Origin of the sequence: Pseudodesulfovibrio mercurii (assembly GCF_000189295.2) — a bacterium.
Classification (GTDB): domain Bacteria; phylum Desulfobacterota; class Desulfovibrionia; order Desulfovibrionales; family Desulfovibrionaceae; genus Pseudodesulfovibrio; species Pseudodesulfovibrio mercurii.
Genome location: NC_016803.1, coordinates 252,980 through 272,500 on the forward strand (window position 1 = coordinate 252,980; position 19,521 = coordinate 272,500).

15 protein-coding genes and 1 pseudogene (1 of these 16 running past the window's edge) are annotated in these 19,521 nt (G+C 67.0%); 6 read left to right on the top strand and 10 right to left on the bottom strand.

Annotated elements, in window-relative coordinates:
- The first annotated feature begins 44 nt into the window (after positions 1–44).
- Genes DND132_RS01135 through DND132_RS01145 form a run of 3 tightly spaced genes read left to right on the top strand, consistent with a single transcriptional unit; the run spans position 45 to position 2,451 of the window.
- Positions 45–1,007, top strand: a complete 963-nt coding sequence (locus DND132_RS01135; protein WP_014320871.1) for a GGDEF domain-containing response regulator — start codon at positions 45–47, stop codon at positions 1,005–1,007.
- The gene (xerC, locus tag DND132_RS01140) at positions 982–1,932 is read left to right on the top strand and encodes a tyrosine recombinase XerC (RefSeq protein WP_014320872.1); all 951 of its coding nucleotides are present in this window, start codon (positions 982–984) and stop codon (positions 1,930–1,932) included. The genes DND132_RS01135 and xerC overlap by 26 nt, the downstream gene beginning before the upstream one ends.
- A gap of 12 nt (positions 1,933–1,944) precedes the next feature.
- A complete protein-coding gene (locus tag DND132_RS01145) occupies positions 1,945–2,451 on the top strand; it encodes a peptidylprolyl isomerase (RefSeq protein WP_014320873.1) in 507 nt (168 codons plus the stop codon).
- 381 nt (positions 2,452–2,832) lie between these two features.
- Here DND132_RS01145 and DND132_RS01150 read toward each other — a convergent pair whose 3' ends face one another.
- The 7 genes from DND132_RS01150 to DND132_RS01180 all read right to left on the bottom strand — a co-directional run bounded on the left by DND132_RS01150 (position 2,833) and on the right by DND132_RS01180 (position 13,697).
- Positions 2,833–4,002 (bottom strand): NAD(P)H-dependent flavin oxidoreductase, encoded by a 1,170-nt coding sequence (locus DND132_RS01150; RefSeq protein WP_014320874.1) that lies wholly within the window; start codon positions 4,000–4,002, stop codon positions 2,833–2,835.
- A 90-nt stretch (positions 4,003–4,092) separates the two neighbouring features.
- A complete protein-coding gene (lhgO, locus tag DND132_RS01155; protein WP_014320875.1) occupies positions 4,093–5,289 on the bottom strand; it encodes an L-2-hydroxyglutarate oxidase in 1,197 nt (398 codons plus the stop codon).
- A 4-nt stretch (positions 5,290–5,293) separates the two neighbouring features.
- Positions 5,294–5,737 carry a PPC domain-containing DNA-binding protein gene (locus DND132_RS01160; protein ID WP_014320876.1) on the bottom strand — a complete coding sequence of 148 codons (444 nt, stop codon included), beginning with the start codon at positions 5,735–5,737 and terminating at the stop codon, positions 5,294–5,296.
- A gap of 8 nt (positions 5,738–5,745) precedes the next feature.
- Complete coding sequence (locus DND132_RS01165; RefSeq protein ID WP_014320877.1) at positions 5,746–8,670, bottom strand: PD-(D/E)XK nuclease family protein; 2,925 nt, start codon at positions 8,668–8,670, stop codon at positions 5,746–5,748.
- A complete protein-coding gene (locus DND132_RS01170) occupies positions 8,671–11,820 on the bottom strand; it encodes a UvrD-helicase domain-containing protein (RefSeq protein WP_014320878.1) in 3,150 nt (1,049 codons plus the stop codon).
- Positions 11,821–11,823: 3 nt separating this feature from the next.
- Entirely contained in the window at positions 11,824–12,708 is an 885-nt protein-coding gene (locus tag DND132_RS01175; protein ID WP_014320879.1) for a DMT family transporter, read from the bottom strand.
- A 2-nt stretch (positions 12,709–12,710) separates the two neighbouring features.
- Complete coding sequence (locus tag DND132_RS01180; RefSeq protein WP_014320880.1) at positions 12,711–13,697, bottom strand: ornithine cyclodeaminase family protein; 987 nt, start codon at positions 13,695–13,697, stop codon at positions 12,711–12,713.
- 119 nt (positions 13,698–13,816) lie between these two features.
- On the opposite strand from DND132_RS01180, the pseudogene DND132_RS18810 reads away from it, so the two are divergent.
- Both DND132_RS18810 and DND132_RS01185 read left to right on the top strand, forming a co-directional pair.
- A pseudogene (locus tag DND132_RS18810) lies at positions 13,817–13,987 on the top strand (S4 domain-containing protein); the annotation flags it as partial.
- A 36-nt stretch (positions 13,988–14,023) separates the two neighbouring features.
- Complete coding sequence (locus DND132_RS01185) at positions 14,024–14,644, top strand: pseudouridine synthase family protein (RefSeq protein ID WP_238528391.1); 621 nt, start codon at positions 14,024–14,026, stop codon at positions 14,642–14,644.
- A gap of 23 nt (positions 14,645–14,667) precedes the next feature.
- On the opposite strand, the gene DND132_RS01190 is transcribed toward DND132_RS01185, so the two are convergent.
- The 3 genes from DND132_RS01190 to ftsY form a co-directional block, all read right to left on the bottom strand.
- On the bottom strand, positions 14,668–15,441 hold the full coding sequence (locus tag DND132_RS01190) for a substrate-binding periplasmic protein (RefSeq protein ID WP_014320882.1): 774 nt from the start codon (positions 15,439–15,441) through the stop codon (positions 14,668–14,670).
- Positions 15,442–15,562: 121 nt separating this feature from the next.
- Complete coding sequence (locus DND132_RS01195; protein WP_014320883.1) at positions 15,563–17,023, bottom strand: 30S ribosomal protein S1; 1,461 nt, start codon at positions 17,021–17,023, stop codon at positions 15,563–15,565.
- A gap of 26 nt (positions 17,024–17,049) precedes the next feature.
- Positions 17,050–18,441 carry a signal recognition particle-docking protein FtsY gene (ftsY, locus tag DND132_RS01200; RefSeq protein WP_014320884.1) on the bottom strand — a complete coding sequence of 464 codons (1,392 nt, stop codon included), beginning with the start codon at positions 18,439–18,441 and terminating at the stop codon, positions 17,050–17,052.
- A gap of 153 nt (positions 18,442–18,594) precedes the next feature.
- Between ftsY and asnS the strand changes: the two genes are divergently transcribed.
- A protein-coding gene (gene asnS, locus DND132_RS01205; protein WP_014320885.1) for an asparagine--tRNA ligase crosses the window boundary here: on the top strand, positions 18,595–19,521 show its 5' portion. Its footprint extends 441 nt past the window's final position; the window shows 927 of its 1,368 coding nt (coding positions 1–927); the start codon lies at positions 18,595–18,597; its stop codon lies off the right edge, out of view.

Here is a 19,521-nt window from a genome sequence, read left to right on the forward strand (position 1 = left end):
GTTCTTGCTTTGACGTCCCCCCGGACCGGTGCTAGATTCCGGAAATGAACCAGACCCTTGAAGAATCGCTGTTCCAGCGCAAGCAGACCGGCTTCCTGCTCTCCCCGGACAAGTCCCTGGCGGAGATGCTGCGCAGGCTGTGGTCCCCGGAAGTCCTGGAGTTCCGGGTCTTCAACAAGGGGGCGCGGGCCATCGAGCTGATGTTCACCGACCCGCCCGACCTGCTGGTGGTGGACAACCGGCTGACCGACATCGCCGGCCGCGAGGTGGCCAACCTGGTCAAGAGCGAGAACGTCTACCGCCAGCTGCCGGTGGTCATGTGCGTGGACCCCATCGACGTGGAGGAGCCCTGGAACTGGAACCAGGTGGAGGTGGACGACTTCCTGGTCCGGCCCTTCAACCCGTCCGAGGTGCGCGACCGCATCAACCTGACCCTGTGCCGGGCCATGCGCGCCCTGGACGCCAACCCCCTGTCCAAGCTGCCGGGCAACACCTCCATCATCCAGCGCATCCAGCAACTCATCGACAACGGCGACGACTTCGCCCTGGCCTACTGCGACCTCGACTACTTCAAGTCCTACAACGACAAGTACGGGTTCTCGCGCGGCGACGAGGTGCTCATGATGGCCGCGCGGGTCATCGTCAACACCATCCGCAGCTACCAGGGGGTGTCGAGCTTTGTGGGCCACGTGGGCGGCGACGACTTCGTCTTCATCCTGCCGCCGGACAAGGTCGAGGACGCCTGCAAGCGGATCATCAAGGCCTTCGACGAGATCGTGCCCCATTTCTACGACCCCGAGGACCGCAAGCGCGGCAACATCACCTCCATCGACCGCGAGGGCAACACCAAGGTCTTCCCGCTCATGGCCATCTCCCTGGCCGTGGTGGTCAACACCGACCGGCGCATCGAGCACTACGGCGAGGTCTCGTCCATCGCCATGGAGCTGAAGAAGAAGGCCAAGGCGGACCCCAAGAGCAGCTATGTCATCGACCAGCGCAAAGCGTGACGGCCAGGGCGAGTTCGTCCGGGGCTTCCTCGCCTTCCTCGAGGTGGAGAAGGGCTATTCCCCGGCCACCATCCGTTCCTACGGCACCGATCTCGAACAGTTCGAGGAATTTCTCCGGGGGCGCAAGGCCAGCCTGGAGCGTCCGGCCCGCCTGAACCGCGACCACGTGCGCGGCTTCCTGGCCGAGCTGCACCGCCGGCAGATGACCAAGACCTCCATGGGCCGCAAGCTGTCCAGCCTGCGCGCCTATTTCAAGTACCTCCTGCGTCACAAGGTCATCACCAAGGACCCGGTCGCGGGCATCCGCAACCCCAAGCAGGAGAAGCACCATCCCCAGGTGCTCAACGTGGACCAGGCCGTGTCCCTCATGGAGGCGCGGGTTGAGCCGGACCCGGAAGGACTGCGCGACGTGGCCCTGGCAGAGGTTCTGTACGGCTCCGGGCTGCGCATCAGCGAGGCCATCGGCCTGGACCTGAACGACGTGGATTCGGACGTCATCCGCGTGACCGGCAAGGGCAGCAAGGAGCGCATCGTGCCCCTGTCCGACGCGGCGGTGGCGCGTATCCGCCGCTACCTGGGCCAGCGCCATGCCTTTCTCAAGGGCAACTACGCCGAGCAGGCGCTGTTCCTCAGCTCCCGGGCGGGCAAGCGGCTGGACCGGCGGCAGGCCAACCGCATCGTGGCCAGGCTGGGCAAGCTCGCCGGGCTGCCCCTGGACGTGCATCCGCACACCCTGCGCCACAGCTTCGCCACCCACATGCTTGAGGCCGGGGCCGACCTGCGTTCCGTACAGGAACTCCTGGGCCACGAGAACCTGACCACGACCCAGCGCTACACGCATCTGGACATGCAGCGCATCATGCAGGTATACGACCACGCGCACCCGCTGGCGCACGCCGGCGATACCGACACCAACGAAGACTGACGGAGATCCCACATGGAAAATCCCCTGGTCCTTCTGGAGACCCCGGAAGGCGAAATCCTCATCGAACTGTTCCCGGACAAGGCCCCCAAGACCGTGGAAAACTTTCTCAAATACGTGGACGACGAGTTCTACGACGGCACCCTGTTCCACCGGGTCATCAAGGGCTTCATGATCCAGACCGGCGGCCTGACCTTCTCCATGCAGGAAAAGGAGACCCGCGAGCCCATCGAGAACGAGGCGACCAACGGCCTGAAGAATCTCAAGGGCACCGTGGCCATGGGCCGCCTGCCCGAGCCGCACAGCGCCACCTCCCAGTTCTACATCAACGTGGCCGACAACCCGGACCTGGACCACACCGGCACGGACGACGCCGACTTCGGCTACTGCGTGTTCGGCGAGGTCGTGGACGGCATGAACGTGGCCGAAAAGATCAGCAAGACCCGCACCCACTCCTACCAGGGCTTCGACGACGTCCCCAAGGACCCGGTCTCCATTATCACCGCCCGGCGGTTCGAGTAACGCGGCTTCCGATAGCGGGCCATCTGCACATTTTTTCCGGCCGCGCCAATCCTCACGTAGACGGCTATCGCTGCTGTCGTCATCTCTAAGACCGAGCAAGCTCGGCCTAAGAGTTGAGGCTCGCTGCGGTTGTCGCGGCCGGAAGAAAATGCACAGCTGACCCACTCTCGAAAGCCTTACCCCCTGCGGCAGCCGAAGAGAAAAGACTCGCCACCCCGCGACCGTACACACCTGCCGAAGGCACACAAAAAGTTTGGAAGGGGAGTCCAGAGGGGAAACTTTTTCAAAAGTTTCCCCTCTGGCCGCCGGAGGCATTCTTGAATCAAAAAAGGGCCGCCCCAATCGGGGCGGCCCTTTTTTGATTCGAAGTGATGCGCCGAGCTACTTGTTCAGGACGTCCTTGATGCACTGGGCGGCCTGTTCCTTGGTGTCGGCGATCTTCTGGCCGACTTCCTGGTATTTGCGTTCCGCCTCTTCGCTCAGGGTGGCCATCAGTTCCTTGACGGTGATGATCTTGTCCACCAGGTAAGCGTTGGCGCCGCAGAAGGCGAAGCCGTTCTTGAGCTTGCCCCGGTAGGCGTTCACCAGGGCCTGGGCGATGCAGTAGGGGGACTTGTCCTCGGCGCAGGAGTGCAGACACTTGTGGACGCACTTCTTGGGGTGCTTGAGTCCGGCGGACACGGCGTCGAGGAAGGCGTTCTTCAGGGCCCGGCCGGGCATGCCCACGGGGCTCTTGATGATGGTCACGTCCTCGGCCCTGGCGTTGACGTAGGCCTGTTTGAAGGCGATGTCGGCGTCGCATTCCTCGGTGGCCACGAATCGGGTGCCCATCTGCACGCCGGAGGCGCCCATCTCGAGGAAGCGGGCGATGTCCGCGCCGGTGTACACGCCGCCCGCGGCGATGACCGGGATCGGCTTTTCGTGCTTGTCGCGGTAGGGCTGCACGGCCTCGACGACCTGGGCGAGGATGTTTTCGAGCTGGTACTCGGGGTCGTCGATCTGTTCGGCCTTGAAGCCGAGATGGCCGCCCGCCTTGGGGCCTTCGACCACGAAGCCGTCGGGCAGGTAGTTGAAATGGCTGGCCCACTTGCGGCACAGGATGGAGGCCGCGCGGCCCGAGGAGACGATGGGCACGAGCTTGGTGCGCAGGTCCTCCTTCATTTCGTCGGAGACCTCGCGCAGGTACTTGGGCAGGTCCAGGGGCAGCCCGGCGCCGGAGATGATCAGGTCCACCTTTTCGCGGATGGAGGTGCGGACCATGTCGCCGTAGTTGGTCAGGGCGCACATGATGTTCACGCCGAGCAGGCCGTCGGTCATCTTGGCCCGCGCCTTGCGGATTTCGTCTATGAGGCTGCGGCGGTCGGCCCCTTCGGGGTCCGTGGCGCGCTGGGGATCGCGCATGCCGATCATGGAGGTGGCGATGACGCCCACGCCGCCCTCGTTGGCCACGGCGCTGGCCAGCCCGGAAAGGGAGATGCCCACGCCCATGCCGCCCTGGATGATGGGCAGCCTGGCCGTGAGATCACCGAAATTAAGACTGGGGAGTTTCATTTATAGATACCTCGCGTAGAGCTGATGATTAGGAGTCCCTTGCGACGAATTTCCGACCAAGTCAAGACAAACCGATGTTTCAATCGGGTGTTACACGGCCGTGACGTGCTCTTTGACCACCAACTCCGCGAAATACATGGAACTGGTAAAGGCCGGGGAAATGGAATTGAGGATATGGATGCTGTCCCGTGCCTCTTCGATGACGAAATCCATGACCAATTGGCTGGTCCTGACGTTCACGAGCTGGGGCCGGATGCCCGCCTTGGCCGAGGGCAGCAGGTCCTCGGGGTTGAGCTCCCTGACCAGCCTGGCCGCGTCGTCGAAGAAGTGTTTGAAGAAATATTTGCGCGGCTCCTCCAGGGCGATGGTCCGGAACTTGGGGTTGTTCAGGAACAGGCGCATGTCGCGGAAGAGGATGGCCGGGAGTTCGCCGTCCACGCCCTTGAAGAGGCCGTAGTTCTCTCGCCCGAAGGCCGGGATGGCCGTGGGCCCGACGTAGACGTCGCCGTGCACGCTACGGGTGAAGTGCACTCCGAGGAACGGATTTTTGATGTTCGGCACCGGGTAGATGGACCCCCGGATGCGGTCGGCGGCGGGCTTGGCGAGCACATGGTAGATGCCCTTGAAGGGCAGCAGGCGGTAGTCCTCCGCGATGCCGAAGGCCTGGGCCACTTGATCGCTGTAGGCCCCGGCCGCGTTGATGAACAGCGCGTACCCGATGCGGCCCTGGGTGGTGTCGACCGCGTTCGGCCCGGCCGTGCCGAGGAACCGGGTGTCGAAGAAGAAGCGGACCTTGCCGCTGGTCTCCAGCTCTTCGCGCATGGCCGAGAGGATGCGCTTGGGATCGACCACGCTGGTCAGGGGCGAGTACAGGGCGCGGTCCACGGTGCGGGCGTTGGGTTCGATCTCGGCCAGCCGCTTCTCGTCGATCATCTCGACCACGCCACCGTTGGCCGTGGCCCGGCGCTCGAGTTCATCCAGGGTGGCCAACTCGTCCTCGGTGCGGGCCACGATGACCTTGCCCGACTTGAACAGGGGCAGGCCGCGCTCCTCGCAGTAGGCCTGCATGCGCCGGTTGCCCTCCAGGCACATCCTGGCCTTGAGGGTGCCGGGGTCATAGTAGATGCCCGCGTGGAGCACGCCGCTGTTGCGGCCCGAGGCGTGTTTGCCCGGCGCGGCTTCCTTGTCGAAGATGATGACGTCGTCGCACCCGGTCCTGAGCAGTTCGCGGGCGATGGTCAGGCCGAGGATGCCCGCCCCGCAGATGACGGTGTGAGCGCGGTACATGGATCTACGCCCTGGTCAGCAGCGTGGCGCCGCTCTCGTTGTCCTTCTTGCGCAGGAAGTCCGAGCCTTCGATCTCCACGACGACCACTTCGCCCACCAGCCAGACGTCCAGGCCGGGGCGGATGCAGCCCGCCAGGGTCTCGCCCGCGCGGCCCAGGGCGGCGTGCATGTGCAGGACCGGGTCGCCGTTTTCGTCCGGGAACAGGGTGCCCAGGCCGAGGACCTCATGGGCCCCGCGCACCGGGCAGAGGATGGGATCGATGACCCTGGCCGCGCCGTCCTTGGGGCCGGAGACCACGTTGCCGTTGTCCGCACCGCCGATGAGGGTGCACAGGGCGGTCCTGATGTCATGTTCCCGGGCGAACTGTTCGAGACAGTCCGGGAGGCGTTCGCCGTTTTCCAGGCGCAGGGTGAAGACTCTGCCCACATTGCCTTGGCTGTACTGCATGGGGATACCTATTTGTCCTTGGGCGGGGTCTGCCCGCACGGTTTGCAGAAGTCGCACCACTTGCAGCGGTCGCCGGGCCGGGGATCGAACCGTGGGGCCGTGAGCATATGGCGGACCAATGTTCGTACCAGGAGCGGGGCGATCTCGTCCACTGCCTCGTCCACTTCCTCCTCGGTCCACTTGGCCGGGAAGAGCAGCTGTTCGCGGCCGTTCCGGCCCAGCAGGACCAGGCCCGCGTTGACCGGGGATTCCCCGGTGGCCTCGGCGTAGAGGTGCAGGTAGGCCGGGAGCTGGACCGAGCGCACGGCGTCGGCCAGGTCGGCCGCGAGGTCCGGGTCCACGTCGCCCTCGAGGAACCCGGCCATGCGGTCCTGAAGTTCCATGTCCCCCCAGAAGCGGGCCTTGGGCAGCTGCGCGCCGCCGGTCTTGTAGTCCAGGATGAAGACGCCGTTTTCGCGTCGCTCCACGCGGTCCATGCGTCCCTTGAACGGGATGTCCAGTCCGTCCTGGGCGAGGACCCCTTCCAGGGGCTGTTCCAGACCGAGCAGGGTGGCCGGTTGCTGGGCGGCCACGAACTGTTCCAGGCGGTAGCGCCCGGCCTCCATGAGGGCAGTGCGGGTGTCCAGCGGCAGCCGGGCGAAGAGCGGTCCGGCCCGGAAGGTCTCGCTGAAGGCCGTCAGCAGCGGGGCGGGGTCCAGCCCGGCCAGGTCCTCGCCCGTGCCCACGTGGGGCAGGAGGAATTTCTTGAGCACGTCGTGGACCAGGGAGCCGAACTCGCTGCGGTCCCCTTCCTCGTCCACGCTGTCCACCGGGCGCACCCCGGAAAGATACTGGTAGAAGAATCGCTTGGGGCAGTTCATGTAGGTGTCCAGGGCGGACGGGGACAGCCCCTTGGCGGTCAGGAACGCGGTCAGGGCCCGGCGCCCCCCCTCGGTGGCGGGCACGGGCTCCGGCCCGGCGGGCAGGGCCCCGGCCGGGAAGGTCACGGTGCGGACGATCCCGTCCTCCGGGGTCAGGAGGCGGCCCGCGCTCAGCTCGCGCTCCCACAGGAGCTGCTCCACGAACCGGCTGCGCACGGACTTCTGGTCGAGCAGGCCGGGCTGGACGCCGTTCTGGTAGTAGATGACCGCCTCCCGCGCGCCCATGAGCAGGCGGTAGAAGTTGTAGCCCGAGACGTTGTCGCGCTCGTGGGCGTCGGGCAGGCCCAGGAGTCTGCGCAGGGGGTCGGGCAGGAGCGGGTCGAAGGGGTTGGTGCCGGGCAGCCGCTCCTCCACGGCGTCGAGGATGAAGAGCTTGTCGAAGTGCAGCAGCCGGGTTTCGAGCACGCCCAGGACCTGGAGCCCGGTCAGGGGATCGGGCTCGAAGGAGACGCGCTCCTGGTCGAGCATGCGCCGCAGCATGGCGTGCAGGGTGGATTGGTCCAGGGGCTCGAAGCATATTTCGGCCCCCTTGAGCTGCGGGATGACCGAGTTGGTCAGCCGGAACAGGCATTCGGCGTCCAGGAGATAGGTGTGCCACAGCTTTTCGCCGCGCGCGTGGAGCATGGCCGCCAGCCCGGCCAGGGCCTCGCCCAGCTGGGCCAGGGTGGTGGCGGAGGCGAACCCGGTCAGGCAGCGGTCCAGGACCTCCGCGAGCAGCGGCCCGGCCTCGGCGCGGTCCACGTCCTTGAGCGCGTCGTCGTCCCAGTCCGGCTCCCAGGCCAGGGGATCGAGGAACTTGTCGCCCCGGCGGATGATCGCCTCCCAGAACTGGAACACGGGCCGCAGCGGCCGGTTTTCGGACCCGAGCAGCCGGAGGTAGGGGTGGCGGATGAGGGCCACGACGTCCTTCCAGTAACAGCGGCTGTTTTCGCGGTTCTCCCGGAGGACCAGCAGGGTCTCGATGAGCCGGGCCAGGGAGGTGCGGGCCAGGGGATAGCCCATGGAAATGTTCGGTTCGAGCTCCGGGTCCACCTCGGGGAGCAGGTGCAGCACGGGCAGGAGCGCGCCCTCGTCGGGCAGGACCACGGCGGTGCGCTCCAGGGTGTCGCGCGCGAGCAGTTCGCCCATGTCCCCGGTCAGCCCGGCCAGCTGCGAGTGGCGGTCGAACCCCTCGCAGAAACGGATGTCCGGGGCGCGGGGCGTGGTGTCGAGGCCCGGCACGAGCTCCGGGCGCACCCCCCAGCGGGCGAGCCAGGCCGTGTGTTCGGCCGTGGCCCAGTGGGCGCGGCCGCCTTCGGCCAGGGCCGGGTCCGAGTGCAGCAGCGGGGTCAGGATACCGCGTTCCCAGAGGTCGCGGAACAGCCGGTCCTCGGTTCCGCTCAGGGCGTAGAACCCGGCGGCCAGCAGGGTCCGGCCCCTGAGCGTTTCGGCCGCCTCGTCCAGGTGGTCGAGGACGAAGCGGGCGGACAGGCCTGGCGTGGTCCAGCCACGGGCGTCCAGCCGGGCCAGGTACTCGGTGTGGATGGCGCGCAGCTGTTCGAGCAGGGCGGCGGCGTAGGCCGAGACCTCGCCCTCCATGTATTCCAGGTCCTGGGGTTCCAGGTCCTGGCGCAGCAGGTCGTCCATGAGCCGGGCCAGGAGCATGCCCCAGGGCAGGAAGGGTTCGCGGTCCAGCTCGGGCAGCCGGGCGAGGAGTCCCTTTCTGCGGCCGCGCAGGTCCGCGACGATGCGCCGGAGCATCTCCACCAGGTCCAGCTGGTTGGCCCGGACCGGCGGCGCGGGCGCGAGGTCCCGGTGCAGCCCGGCCACGAAATCCGCGATGGAGGTCATCTCGGGCATGAACGCGGGCCGCTGCATGGCCGGGTGGGCGGCGAGCAGCCCCTTGAGGTGGCGGCGCGGGCGGTTGTGCGGGAACAGGACCGTGAGCTTGCCGGGGGCGTCGGAGGCGGCGACCTTGTCGGCCAGCACGGGCATGAAATCCGTCTGCCAGGGGATCAGGAGCACGGGGTTCATCTACGCCTTCCTCCCCACTTCGCGGATCTCGCGCAGGTCCAGGTAGATCAGGAAGCCGCGCGGCTCGCCGTACCCGCCCATGGCCGCGAGGATGCCCATGTAGTCGCGCACCTGGACCTCGTTGTGCGGGTCCGGGCGGCCGGTCTTGAAATCCACGACCACGGCGTCCGGCCCGGCGACCAGGAGGTCGAACCGCTTGAAGCCGCCGTCTTGGTCCAGAACCTCGGGCTCGCGCGCGCCCGTGGCCAGCCAGCCGCGCAGGCGGTCGTCGTTCAGGGCCCAGGCGGCCATGGCGCGAAGGTCCGCATCGAGTTGCGCCCGGTCCGCCTCGGCCAGCCCGCCCAGTTCGGGGAAGTCCTGGACCGCCAGGGCGACGGCCCGGTCCGCGTCGGCCGCGTTGTCGCCCGTGACGCGCATATGCTCCATGACCCGGTGGGCCACCTCGCCGCGCATGCGCTCGTTGAAGAAGTAGTCGTCCAGGTTGTGGCGGTAGACGCGCAGCCGGGGCAGCCAGCCCATGAGGTCCGCCGTGGTCTCGGCCGGGGGGATGTCGCGCGGTTCGGGCCGGGGCGCGGCCTCGGAGGGGCGCGTCTCGGCCGGGGTGCGGCCCAGCTCGAACACGCCGTCGTCGTCCAGTTCCAGGAACTGGTCCATGGCCTTGAGGACCACGGGGTTGGCGATCTTGAGGGCCTTTTCCGGGAAGAAGCCGTACAGCTCCTCGCGCGCCCTGGTCCAGGCCACGTACAGGAGGTTGAGCTGTTCGCGCACGGCCCGGCCCAGGCTCTCCTGGTAGGGGCGGCCCAGGTCCTTCTTCAGGGGCACGAGCAGATTGCGCCCCCGGTATGCCTGGACCGTGAAATGGCGGTCCGTGTCGGTCTTCCAGTGGTGGAAGGGCACGATGGCCACGGGAAATTCCAGCCCCTTGGCCTTGTGCACGGTCATGATGCGCACGGCGTCGATGTTTTCGGGCAGGGGGACCTTTTCCTGGTCGGACTTCTCCTCCCAGTATTCCAGGAAGGCGGACAGGGAGCCGTAGCCGTTCTCCTCGGCCAGGTGGACCACCTCCAGGAAGCGGCGTACGTACAGCTCGGCCTCGGGGTGGCGTTCGAGCACCCGGAAGACGCGCACGGCCTCCATGGTCAGGTCGTATGGGGTCATCAGGCCGGACTGGTTGTAGAAGGGCTCGATGAGCCGTCGCCACGGGCCCGGGAAGTCCTCGCGGAACTGCACGCCGAGCGGCCGTTTGCGGGGGCGGATGAGCCAGTCCAGCAGCTCGGCCTCGGCCAGGCCGGATTCGGCCAGGAAGAGCTCCTTGCCGCCGACGAAGGTCAGGAACGCGGCGTCGTCGCGGGGGAAGTCCAGGAAGGCCAGGAACCCGGCCAGCTGCCGGACCACGGGGTGGCGGTCCAGTTGCAGGGAGTTCTCGGTGATGACCGGGATGTTCTTGCGCACCAGCAGGTCGCAGACCAGGGCGGCGTGGAAGTGGGAGCGGACCAGGATGCCGATGTCCCGGTAGGCGCGCCGGGCGGTCAGGTCGTCCATGAGAGCGTCGAGCCGCTCCAGGGTCTGCTCCACGATCTCGGCGGCGGTCCCGCCCTCGAGCCGGACCATGCGCACGTAGCCCGCGGTGTCGCGGTGCCTGTCCGGCAGGGACTGGGCGCAGTCCCGGAAGGTCCGCATCAGCTGTCCGGCGAACTCGGCGCGGAAGGCCGGGTCCGCGTCGGGCAGGACGCGGTCGGCCAGGTCCCCGGCCTGGTCCGGGTCCTCCATGTTGGCGAAGAAGCGGTTGTTGAATTCGACCACGTTGCGGTGGCTGCGCCAGTTGTCCGGCAGGGTCTCGGCCTCGGCGTCCTCGGCCAGCCCGGCCACGTCGGGCTGGGACATGACCTCGTCGAACAGGGCGGAGTCCCCGCCGCGCCAGCCGTAGATGGCCTGCTTGACGTCGCCCACGAAGAACAGGCTGCCGCCCTTGGCCAGGCACTCCCCGGCCAGGGGGGTGATGGCCCGCCACTGGTCGCGGTTGGTGTCCTGAAATTCGTCCACCAGCAGGTGGTGCAACCGGCAGCCCAGGCGGCAGTATGCCTCGGACACGGCCCCGCCGTCGGCCAGGAGTTCGATGACGTGCCCGGCCACTGCCGCGTTGAGGACCGTGCCCCGCCTACGCTGCAAGTCCTCCAGCCCCTGTTCCAGGCGCAGGGCGATCTCGATGGCCGGGGCCAGGAAATAGGCCCCCGCCAGGGTGGCGTGGTGCAGGCGGTACTCGGCCCACTTGCCTTGCAGCCGGGCGTAGAAGGATTCGGTGCGCTCGTCCACCAGTCCCTTGCCCTTGGCCAGGACGCAATCCGCCGCACTCGTCTTCTTGATGTACGCCGAGTCCGGGATCGGGTCGAACAGCTCCATGTTCAGGCAGTTGTCCAGGAAGTCGCGGAAATATTTGTTCAGGGGCAGGCCGACGGCCCCGGCGTGGTCGGCCATGGCCTCGACGGACTGCCGGAAGGCCGCGTGTTCCCCGGTGAGCAGTCCCAGGATGGCCGCCTGGTCCGTGACCAGGTCTCCCGCCCGGGTCTCGACGCAGCCGGTCAGCTCGCGCAGCCGGTCGCGGACCGTGTCCTGGACCCAGAAGCCGTTCTTGCCCTCCTGGCGGATGAGGGTGCGCACCGCGCCGTCCAGCAGGGCGGCGGCGGACTCGTCGGTCTCGCACTGACCGAGGAAGTGGTCGAAGACGGCGTCGAACAGCTCGCGCTCGTCGAAGACGATCTCGAAGTCCGGGCGCACCCCGAACTCCAGGGCGAAGAGGCGCAGGAGCAGGACCAGCAGGGAGTCGATGGTCCGGATGTTCAGCCGGTGATAGCGGCGCAGGATCGCGCCCACCGTGGCCCGGGCGGTCTCCGGGGAACAGGCCGGGTCCTTGTCCAGGCCCAGCGCCCCGGCCTTGAGCCCGGTGACCACGCGCTCCTTCATCTCGGCGGCGGCCTTGTTGGTGAAGGTCACGGCCATGATCTCGGGCCAGGAGAACCCCCGGCCCGGCCGGTTGGTGCAGACGAAGGGGGTATCCTCGCCCGCCCGGTCGAGCAGGGCCAGGAAGCGGCGGGTCAGCTGGTACGTCTTGCCCGAACCCGCCGAGGCCTTGACCTGTCGAAGCTCGGACATGGCCTAGGCCCCGCTTTGCGCGGTCTTGCGCGGGCGCGAGCCGGACAGCACGACCAGGAGCACGGCGGCGATGATCAGGGAGGAGCCCGCGTAGCCGAGCAGGGAGAACTGCTCGCCGAAGAGCAGGTAGGCCAGGACCGCCGCCACCAGCGGTTCGAAGGTGGCGATGACCGAGGCGTGGGTGGCATCCAGCCGCTTGAGGCCCGCGTAGTAGACCGAGAACGCGCCGTAGGAGGTGACCAGGGCCATGCCGATCATGAGCAGCCACGCCGTGGGAGACTTGTGCACGAAGTCGATGAACGGCAGCAGCAGGATCGCGCCGAAGGGCAGGGCGTAGACGAAGATGGTCGGCGTGGGATAGCGGTACAGGAATTTTTTCCCGAAGATGTAATAGAGGGCGTAGGTGAAGCCGGAGAGCAGCCCGGCGGCCAGGCCGAAGAGGTTCAGCTGGATGGCCGCCCCGCTCATGAGCTTGGGCCCGAGGCTGATGCAGGCCACGCCGAGGATGGTCATGGCCACGCAGGCCGCCTTGACGACCGTCATCTCCTCCTTGAGGACCAGCTTCGAGAGCAGGGCCACCCAGGCCGGGGCCGTGTACAGGAGCACGGCGGCCATGGCCATGCCCACGTCGCGGATGGCGATCTGATAGGCCCCGTAGAACAGGGTCACGCAGATGACCCCGAAACCGAGCAGGGCGGGCAGGTCCTTGCGCTGGGCCTTGAGCTGGCCCGCCACGGTGGCGTGGATCATGAAGAAGACCCAACCGAACATGGCCCGCCAGAAGGCGATCTCCAGGGCGCTGACGCCCTCGGCCAGGACGAACTTGGTGAACACGCCGATGACGCCCCACATGAAGGCCGCGGCCAGTACGTAGAGGAATCCGGCCATGGCTACAGCTCGACCAGGGTGCCGAGCCCGGCTGCGGCGGCGCGTTCGTACACCAGGGCGGCGGTCATGACGTCGTGGGCCGCGATGCCCATGAGCACGGCCCCGCGCCGTCCCTTGCGCGGGCCGCTTTTTTCGCCCGCGCAGACCTCGCACAGGTCCGCGTCGATGTCGTCGGGGCCGGGATAGCCGTTTCCGAAATAGGTGCCCGACTCCCGCGTGCGCACGTACTGGTTGCGGTTGTCGCAGGTGAAGTGCGCGTCCCGGAAGACGTCCGCGCCCACGCAGGCGTCGTAGTCCACGGCGATGACCAGGCAGTCGTCCTTGAGCCATTCCCGGCGCAGGGGCCGGGTCGGATGCTCGACGATGGGTGTGCAGGTGATGACCACGTCCGCGCCCCGGACCGCGGTTTCGAGGTCCGCGTGTTTGGCGAAGACCGCCTCGGGCAGCCTTGGGGCCATGTCGTCGATGAACCGCTGGACCGAGGCGTCGCGGGGGCCGAAGCAGCGGACCTCGCGCAGGTCCGGGAAGACCTCCTTCATGGCCAGGAGGTTGGTCCGCCCCTGCACGCCGGTGCCGATCACGGCCACGGAGGTCGTCTTCGGGTCGCCGAAGTGGCGGGCGTAGACGCCGGAGGCCGCGCCCGTGCGCCAGGCCGTGATCTGGGCCGCGTCCATGATCGCCAGGGGCAGGCCGGTGTCCGGGTCGTTCAGGATCATGACCCCTGTGATGTACGGCAGCCCCCTGGCCGGGTTGCCTGGGTAGGCGGCGATGCACTTGACCCCGGCGCGGTCGATGCCGCCGCCGAGGTAGCAGGGCATGGCGTGGATGAAGCAGTCCTCGCGCGGGTGCACGCCGATCTTGGCGGGCATCTCGCCCAGCCCCTTGCCCAGGGCCGCGAAGCCGGTCTCCACCGCGTCCATGACCTCGGCCATGGCGATGCCCAGCCGGTCCGTTTCCCCTGCCGATATAAAGCGAATCTCGGAACCCATTCCGCTTCCCTTGCAATACGATCCGTTGAGTTGAAACTTCGCGCCAGGATGCTTCAAAATCCTCGCCAGCGCAACCGGAAACCCTTGCCGGGGAAGGTGGTTGCGCGTATGGTCGGCCCATGCTTTTCGAGGGGACGTTCAGCATCGACGCGTCCGGCGACGGCCTTCGCCTGGACCGGGCCCTCGAGGCGGTCATGCCCGGCTCCGGGTTGCGCCTCAGGCGTCGGCTGTGCGACGAAGGGCGTATATTGGTGGATGGCCGGGCCAGGAAGCCCGGATACAGGGTTCGAACCGGACAATTGGTGGAAGTGAAGGAAGGGCGGGAAATGACGACACCCGGTGAATTGGGCGTGAGAATCGTCAAGTGGGAAGACGGATTCGCCGCCGTGAACAAGCCCGGCGGCGTGCATTCGGCGATCATTTCGGGCAGGGACGAACCCTGCGTCGAGGCGGTGCTGCCCGCCCTGTTCCCGGGCATGGAGCCGGTGCTTCTCAACCGGCTGGATCGCCTGACCTCCGGGCTGCTGCTGGTGGCCCTGACCCCCGAGGCCCGCGATGCCTACCTCGAGTACGAGGACCAGGGGGCCATCAAGAAATTTTATCTGGCCCGCGTCCGGGGGCGGCTCGACGGCATCGTCTCCGTCCGCAACCGCCTGGACACGGACGATCGCAAGACCACCCGCGTTCTGGCCGAGCCGGACGAGGACGCCCGCCGCTGGACCGGGGTCACGGCCCTGTCCCACGACAACGCGGCCGACACCTCCCTGGTGCGCTGCCTGATCACCAAGGGCGCGCGCCATCAGATCCGCGCTCACCTGGCCTCCATCGGGCACCCCATCGTCGGCGATCCCCTGTACGGCGGGGGCGAGAGTCCGCGCGGTCTCATGCTCCAGCACCAGCGGTTGGAGATGCCCGGCTTCCAGGCCGAGGCCATCCCGCTCTTCTGATCGCGCTTCCGGGCCTTTCCCCGCTAGGGGCTGAACCCGTAGTGGTCGAAGATGGCCCGCAGCTCCCCGGAGGCCCGCATCTCGCGGATCTTCCGCTCCACCATGTCGCGCAGCCCGGTCCCATTGGGGCAATAGGGCGAGAAGGCGATCCGGTTGTAGAACATGGCCACCGGTTCGGGGTCCACCCGGACGCGGTCGGCCACGCCTTCCTCGTGGGTGATGTAGCGGAAGGCCAGGGAGCCGACGAGCATGGCGTCCACGCGGTCGTTGAGCAGGCATTCGAGATTGGCGCATTGGGCCATGGTCGGGTTGTCGCAGGAGTTCATGCGGATGCGCGACGGGTCCCCCTCGTAGCGGTCCAGGTAGTCGTCCACCTCGGGATTGCCGGTCCGGAACCCCTTGGGGATGGACAGGCGGATGGCGCCCAGGGAGGCCGCGTTTCGGTAGTGCCAGGCGCTGTCGGCGCGGGTGGCGAACTGGACCACGTTGATCATGTCCAGGTTGCGCACGAAGATGAAGTCCTCGGCCTGGACCGAGCCCACGTAGGTGACCGCGTCGTAGAGCCCGTCCAGGGTGTCGCGCACGGCCCGGACATAGGGCATGTGGTGGAAGACCAGCCGGTACTCGGTGCCTTCGAAGGTCCGGCGCAGGACCTCGTGCATGATGCCGTCGTGCGGGGCCTGGTCCAGTTCGCAGGCCAGGGGACAGTATGTGGACGTGGCCACATGGATGTCTGCCGCATAGGCGTAAACCGGGAGCAGCAGGAGGAACAGGGCAAGGCGGAATCTCCAACGCATGGCACAATCCTCAGCTTATCTCCATGCTACCCCAAAAGCGCGAAAAGCGGAACGGCCGAAAACGAAAAAGACCCGGCGTCCAGGGGAGGCCGGGTCATTTTCGTCTGGCGGTCGGACCGCGTTATTTCTTCTTGTCCAGGGCTTCCTGGAGCTTGGCGCCGAGCAGCCCCATGGAGCCGGTGTCGGCCTTGCGCTTGGGCGCGAACTCCTTCCAGTCGCCGTCGTCGCGGACGTCGCCCGTGCTCAGGGATATCTTGCGCTCCCCGGTCTTGACCTCGCCGATGACCACCTCCACGGTGTCCCCGGCGCGCAGCTTCTCGAAGGCGGCGGGCTTCTCGGAGCGGGCGATGACGGACTTGGGCAGCAGGCCGGTGATGCCCGGCTCCAGCTGCACGAAGATGCCGAACTGCTCCTGCTTCTCGACCACGCCCTCGACCTTCTGGCCCGCCTGGTAGCGATCGGCCACGCCGGCCCACGGGTCGCCCTCGGCGTCCTTCATGGACAGGCCGATGCGGCGCTTGTCCAGGTCGATGGACTTGATCTTGACCGTGACCGCGTCGCCTTCCTTGACCATGTCGGCGGGCTTGTTCACGCGCTTGGTGTAGCTCATCTCGGAGACGTGGACCAATCCGTCCACGCCCGGGGCGATCTCCACGAACGCGCCGAAGTCGGCCAGCCGGACGACCTTGCCGGAGACGATGTCGCCCACGGCGAAGGTGGCGGACAGGGTGTCCCAGGGGTTCTGGGCCAGTTCCTTCATGGACAGGGAAATCTTGAGCCGTCCCTTGTCGTCCTTGTCCAGCTTGGTGATCTTGGCCCGGACCTTCTGGCCCACGGAGACAACCTCCTCGGGGTGGCTCACGCGGCCGTAGCCGAGCTGGGAGATGTGCACCAGCCCTTCCAGGCCGGGCATGATCTCGACGAAGGCCCCGAAGGCGGCCAGCCGGGTGACGGTGCCCTCGACCTCGTCGCCGACCTTGGTCTCGTCCACGAAGGTCTGGGCGGACTCGGCGGCCTCGCGCTCGACCAGGGCGCGGCGGGAGACCACGATGTTCCGGCCGTGGTTCTCGAGCTTGGTGATAAGAAATTCCAGGGTCTGACCCACGTACTCCTCGGGGTTCTCCACGAAGCGGGCGTCGATCTGGCTCACCGGGCAGAAGGCCCGGCGCTGGAGGATGGTCACGTTGAAGCCGCCCTTGCAGGTGGATTCGACCTTGCCCTCCACGGGCAGGGCGCCCGCCTTGGCCTCCTCGAGCATGGCCATGCCGCCGATGCCGGAGATGGCGCGGGACAGCTTGATGCCGCCGGAGTCCTTGCCGACCACGTACAGCTCCACCTTGTCGCCTTCGGCCACGGTGCAGTTGCCGTCCTCGTCCAGCAGTTCCTCGCGCTCGACGATGCCGTCCAGCTTGGTGCCGGTGTCCACGAAGACGGTGTTCTCGCCCACCTGGATGACGGTGCCGGTCACCTTGTCGCCCACGGACAGGTCGTCTCCGCCGCCTTCGCTGTACTGTTCGAACAGTTCGGCGAAGGACTCTTCGCCTTCTTCCACGCCATTACGCTCTTTGAATTCTTCGGACACGTCGTCTCTACCGTTGGGTAAAAGGGTTAAGTGAGCAGGGCCTTGGCGAAGTCCTTGCCGTCGAAGGGACGGAGGTCCTCCATCTTCTCGCCGAGCCCCACGAAAGTGATCGGCAATTTGTTCTGCAGGGTCACGGCGACCACCACGCCGCCCTTGGCCGTGCCGTCCAGCTTGGTCAGAATGATCTCGTCCACGCCCACGGCCTGGTTGAACAGCTTGGTCTGGCTGAGCGCGTTCTGGCCGGTGGTGGCGTCGATGACCAGAACGTTGCGGTGGGGCGCACCTTCGTGCTTCTTGCCCACCACGCGCTTGATCTTGGTCAGCTCGTCCATGAGGTTGGACTTGGTGTGCAGCCGGCCCGCGGTGTCAAGGAGGAGCAGGTCGTACCCCTCGCTTACGGCCTTGTCCATGGCCTCGAAGGCCACGGCCGCCGGGTCGGACCCCTCGGCCTTGGCGTAGAAGCCGGTGCCCAGGCGGTCGGCCCAGACGCGCAGCTGGTCGATGGCCGCGGCCCGGAAGGTGTCGCCCGCGGCGATGAGCACCTTGCGGCCCTGCATCTGGGCGCGGTAGGCCAGCTTGGCGATGGTCGTGGTCTTGCCCACGCCGTTGACGCCGATCATCATCAGCACCTCGGGCGGGTTGACGGCCTTGATGCGTTTGGGGACCTTGAAGATGTCCTCCAGCTCCGCGCGCAGGATATCCTTGAAATCGTCGGGGTTGTCGGTCCCGGCCTTGCGGGCGCGGGCCTTGAGGTTGGCCATGAGCTGGCCCGCCGCCTCCATGCCCACGTCGGCCATGATCAAGATCTCCTCGAACTCCTCCCAGAAGTCGTCGTTGAGGGAGGAATGGGCGGAGAGCAGCCCGTCGATGCGCTTGGTGATCTGCTCGCGGGTCTTGGAAATGCCTTCGGAGAGCTTGAGGAAGAGCCGGTCGCGCTCGTCCTCCTCGTCCTCCAGTTCCAGGGCCAGGGCCAGGCGGAACTGGAGTTCGGACTTGAAGTCGGCCACGGCGTCGTAGCCCATGTCGTCCAGCCAGGCCTCGAACTTGGCGATGAAGTCCCTGGCCTCGGCGTCGGGCGCGCCCAGGGCCTTGAACAGAAAGGCCAACCGGTCCCACAGGGCCGGTCCCTTGCGGTCCACGCCCGCGACGATGATGTTCAGCCATTGGGAGAGCTTGGGCTCGGCCTGGCGCAGGGCCAGGGTCAGCCCGGCCTGCCAGTCCTCGGAGGGCGTGGGCGCGGCTTCAGACGGCTTGTCGCCCTGAACGGGCGCGGCGGTTTCCGGGACAGCGGGCGCGGGTGCGGACACGGCCGGTTCGTCGAGATCCAGCCCCTTTTCCCGCTTGTATTCGTCCAGGGCCCGCTGGGCCGCCTCCTCCGGGCTTGCCCAGGCCTTTTTCAGTCTGCTAAAAAATCCCATCAGGGCCTCTTATAAGGATTACGTTTTCAGTTCGGGCGTAGTTAATAGCCTACCTCGTGGGTGGTGGCAATAGAGGATATTGCGCCCCGCGTATTGCCATTGTACGGCCGAGCGGCTAAGAGCGTGTAAAAAATTCACCCAAAGGATGAATATATGAAACGAACCAAGATACTCGACGCATTGAACGCCTCGGCCCCGGCCGAGGACATCCGCATCATGGGCTGGGTCCGCTCCAAGCGCGACAACAAGGGCTTCTCCTTCCTGGCCCTGAACGACGGCTCCTGCCTGGGGACCATCCAGGTGGTCGTGGACCACACCCCGGAGATCGAGGAGGCCCTGGCCCGCATCGGCACGGGCGCATCCGTGGCCGTGACCGGCTCGCTGGTGGAGTCGCCGGGCCAGGGGCAGAAGTGGGAGGTGCGCGGCCGGACCCTTGAGGTCATCGGCGAGGCGGACCAGGAGACCTTCCCCCTCCAGAAGAAGCGCCACTCGGACGAGTTCCTGCGCTCCATCGCCCACCTGCGCCCGAGGACCAACAAGTTCGGGGCCATGTTCCGCATGCGTTCCCATCTGGCTCAGGCCGTGCACCGGTTCTTCGCGGACAAGGGGTTCTTCTACGTCCACACCCCGATCATCACCGGCTCGGACTGCGAGGGCGCGGGCGAGATGTTCCGCGTGACCGCGCTCCCGCCGGGCAGCCCGGAGCCCGCCGAGAACGACTTCTTCGGCAAGCCGTCCAACCTGACCGTGTCCGGCCAGCTCTCGGTGGAGATGTTCGCCCTGTCGCTGGGCGACTGCTACACCTTCGGGCCGACCTTCAGGGCCGAGAACTCCAACACCCCGCGCCACGCCGCCGAGTTCTGGATGATCGAGCCGGAGATCTGCTTCGCCGACCTGAACGACGACATGGACCTGGGCGAGGAGATGATCAAGTACCTGGTGGCGCACATGCTCGATACTTGCGCCGAGGACGTGGAACTGTTCGCCAAGTGGGTGGACAAGGATCTCATGGCTACGCTGACGACCATCCTCGAGAAGCCCTTCGAGCGGCTGCCCTACACTGAGGCCATCTCTATATTG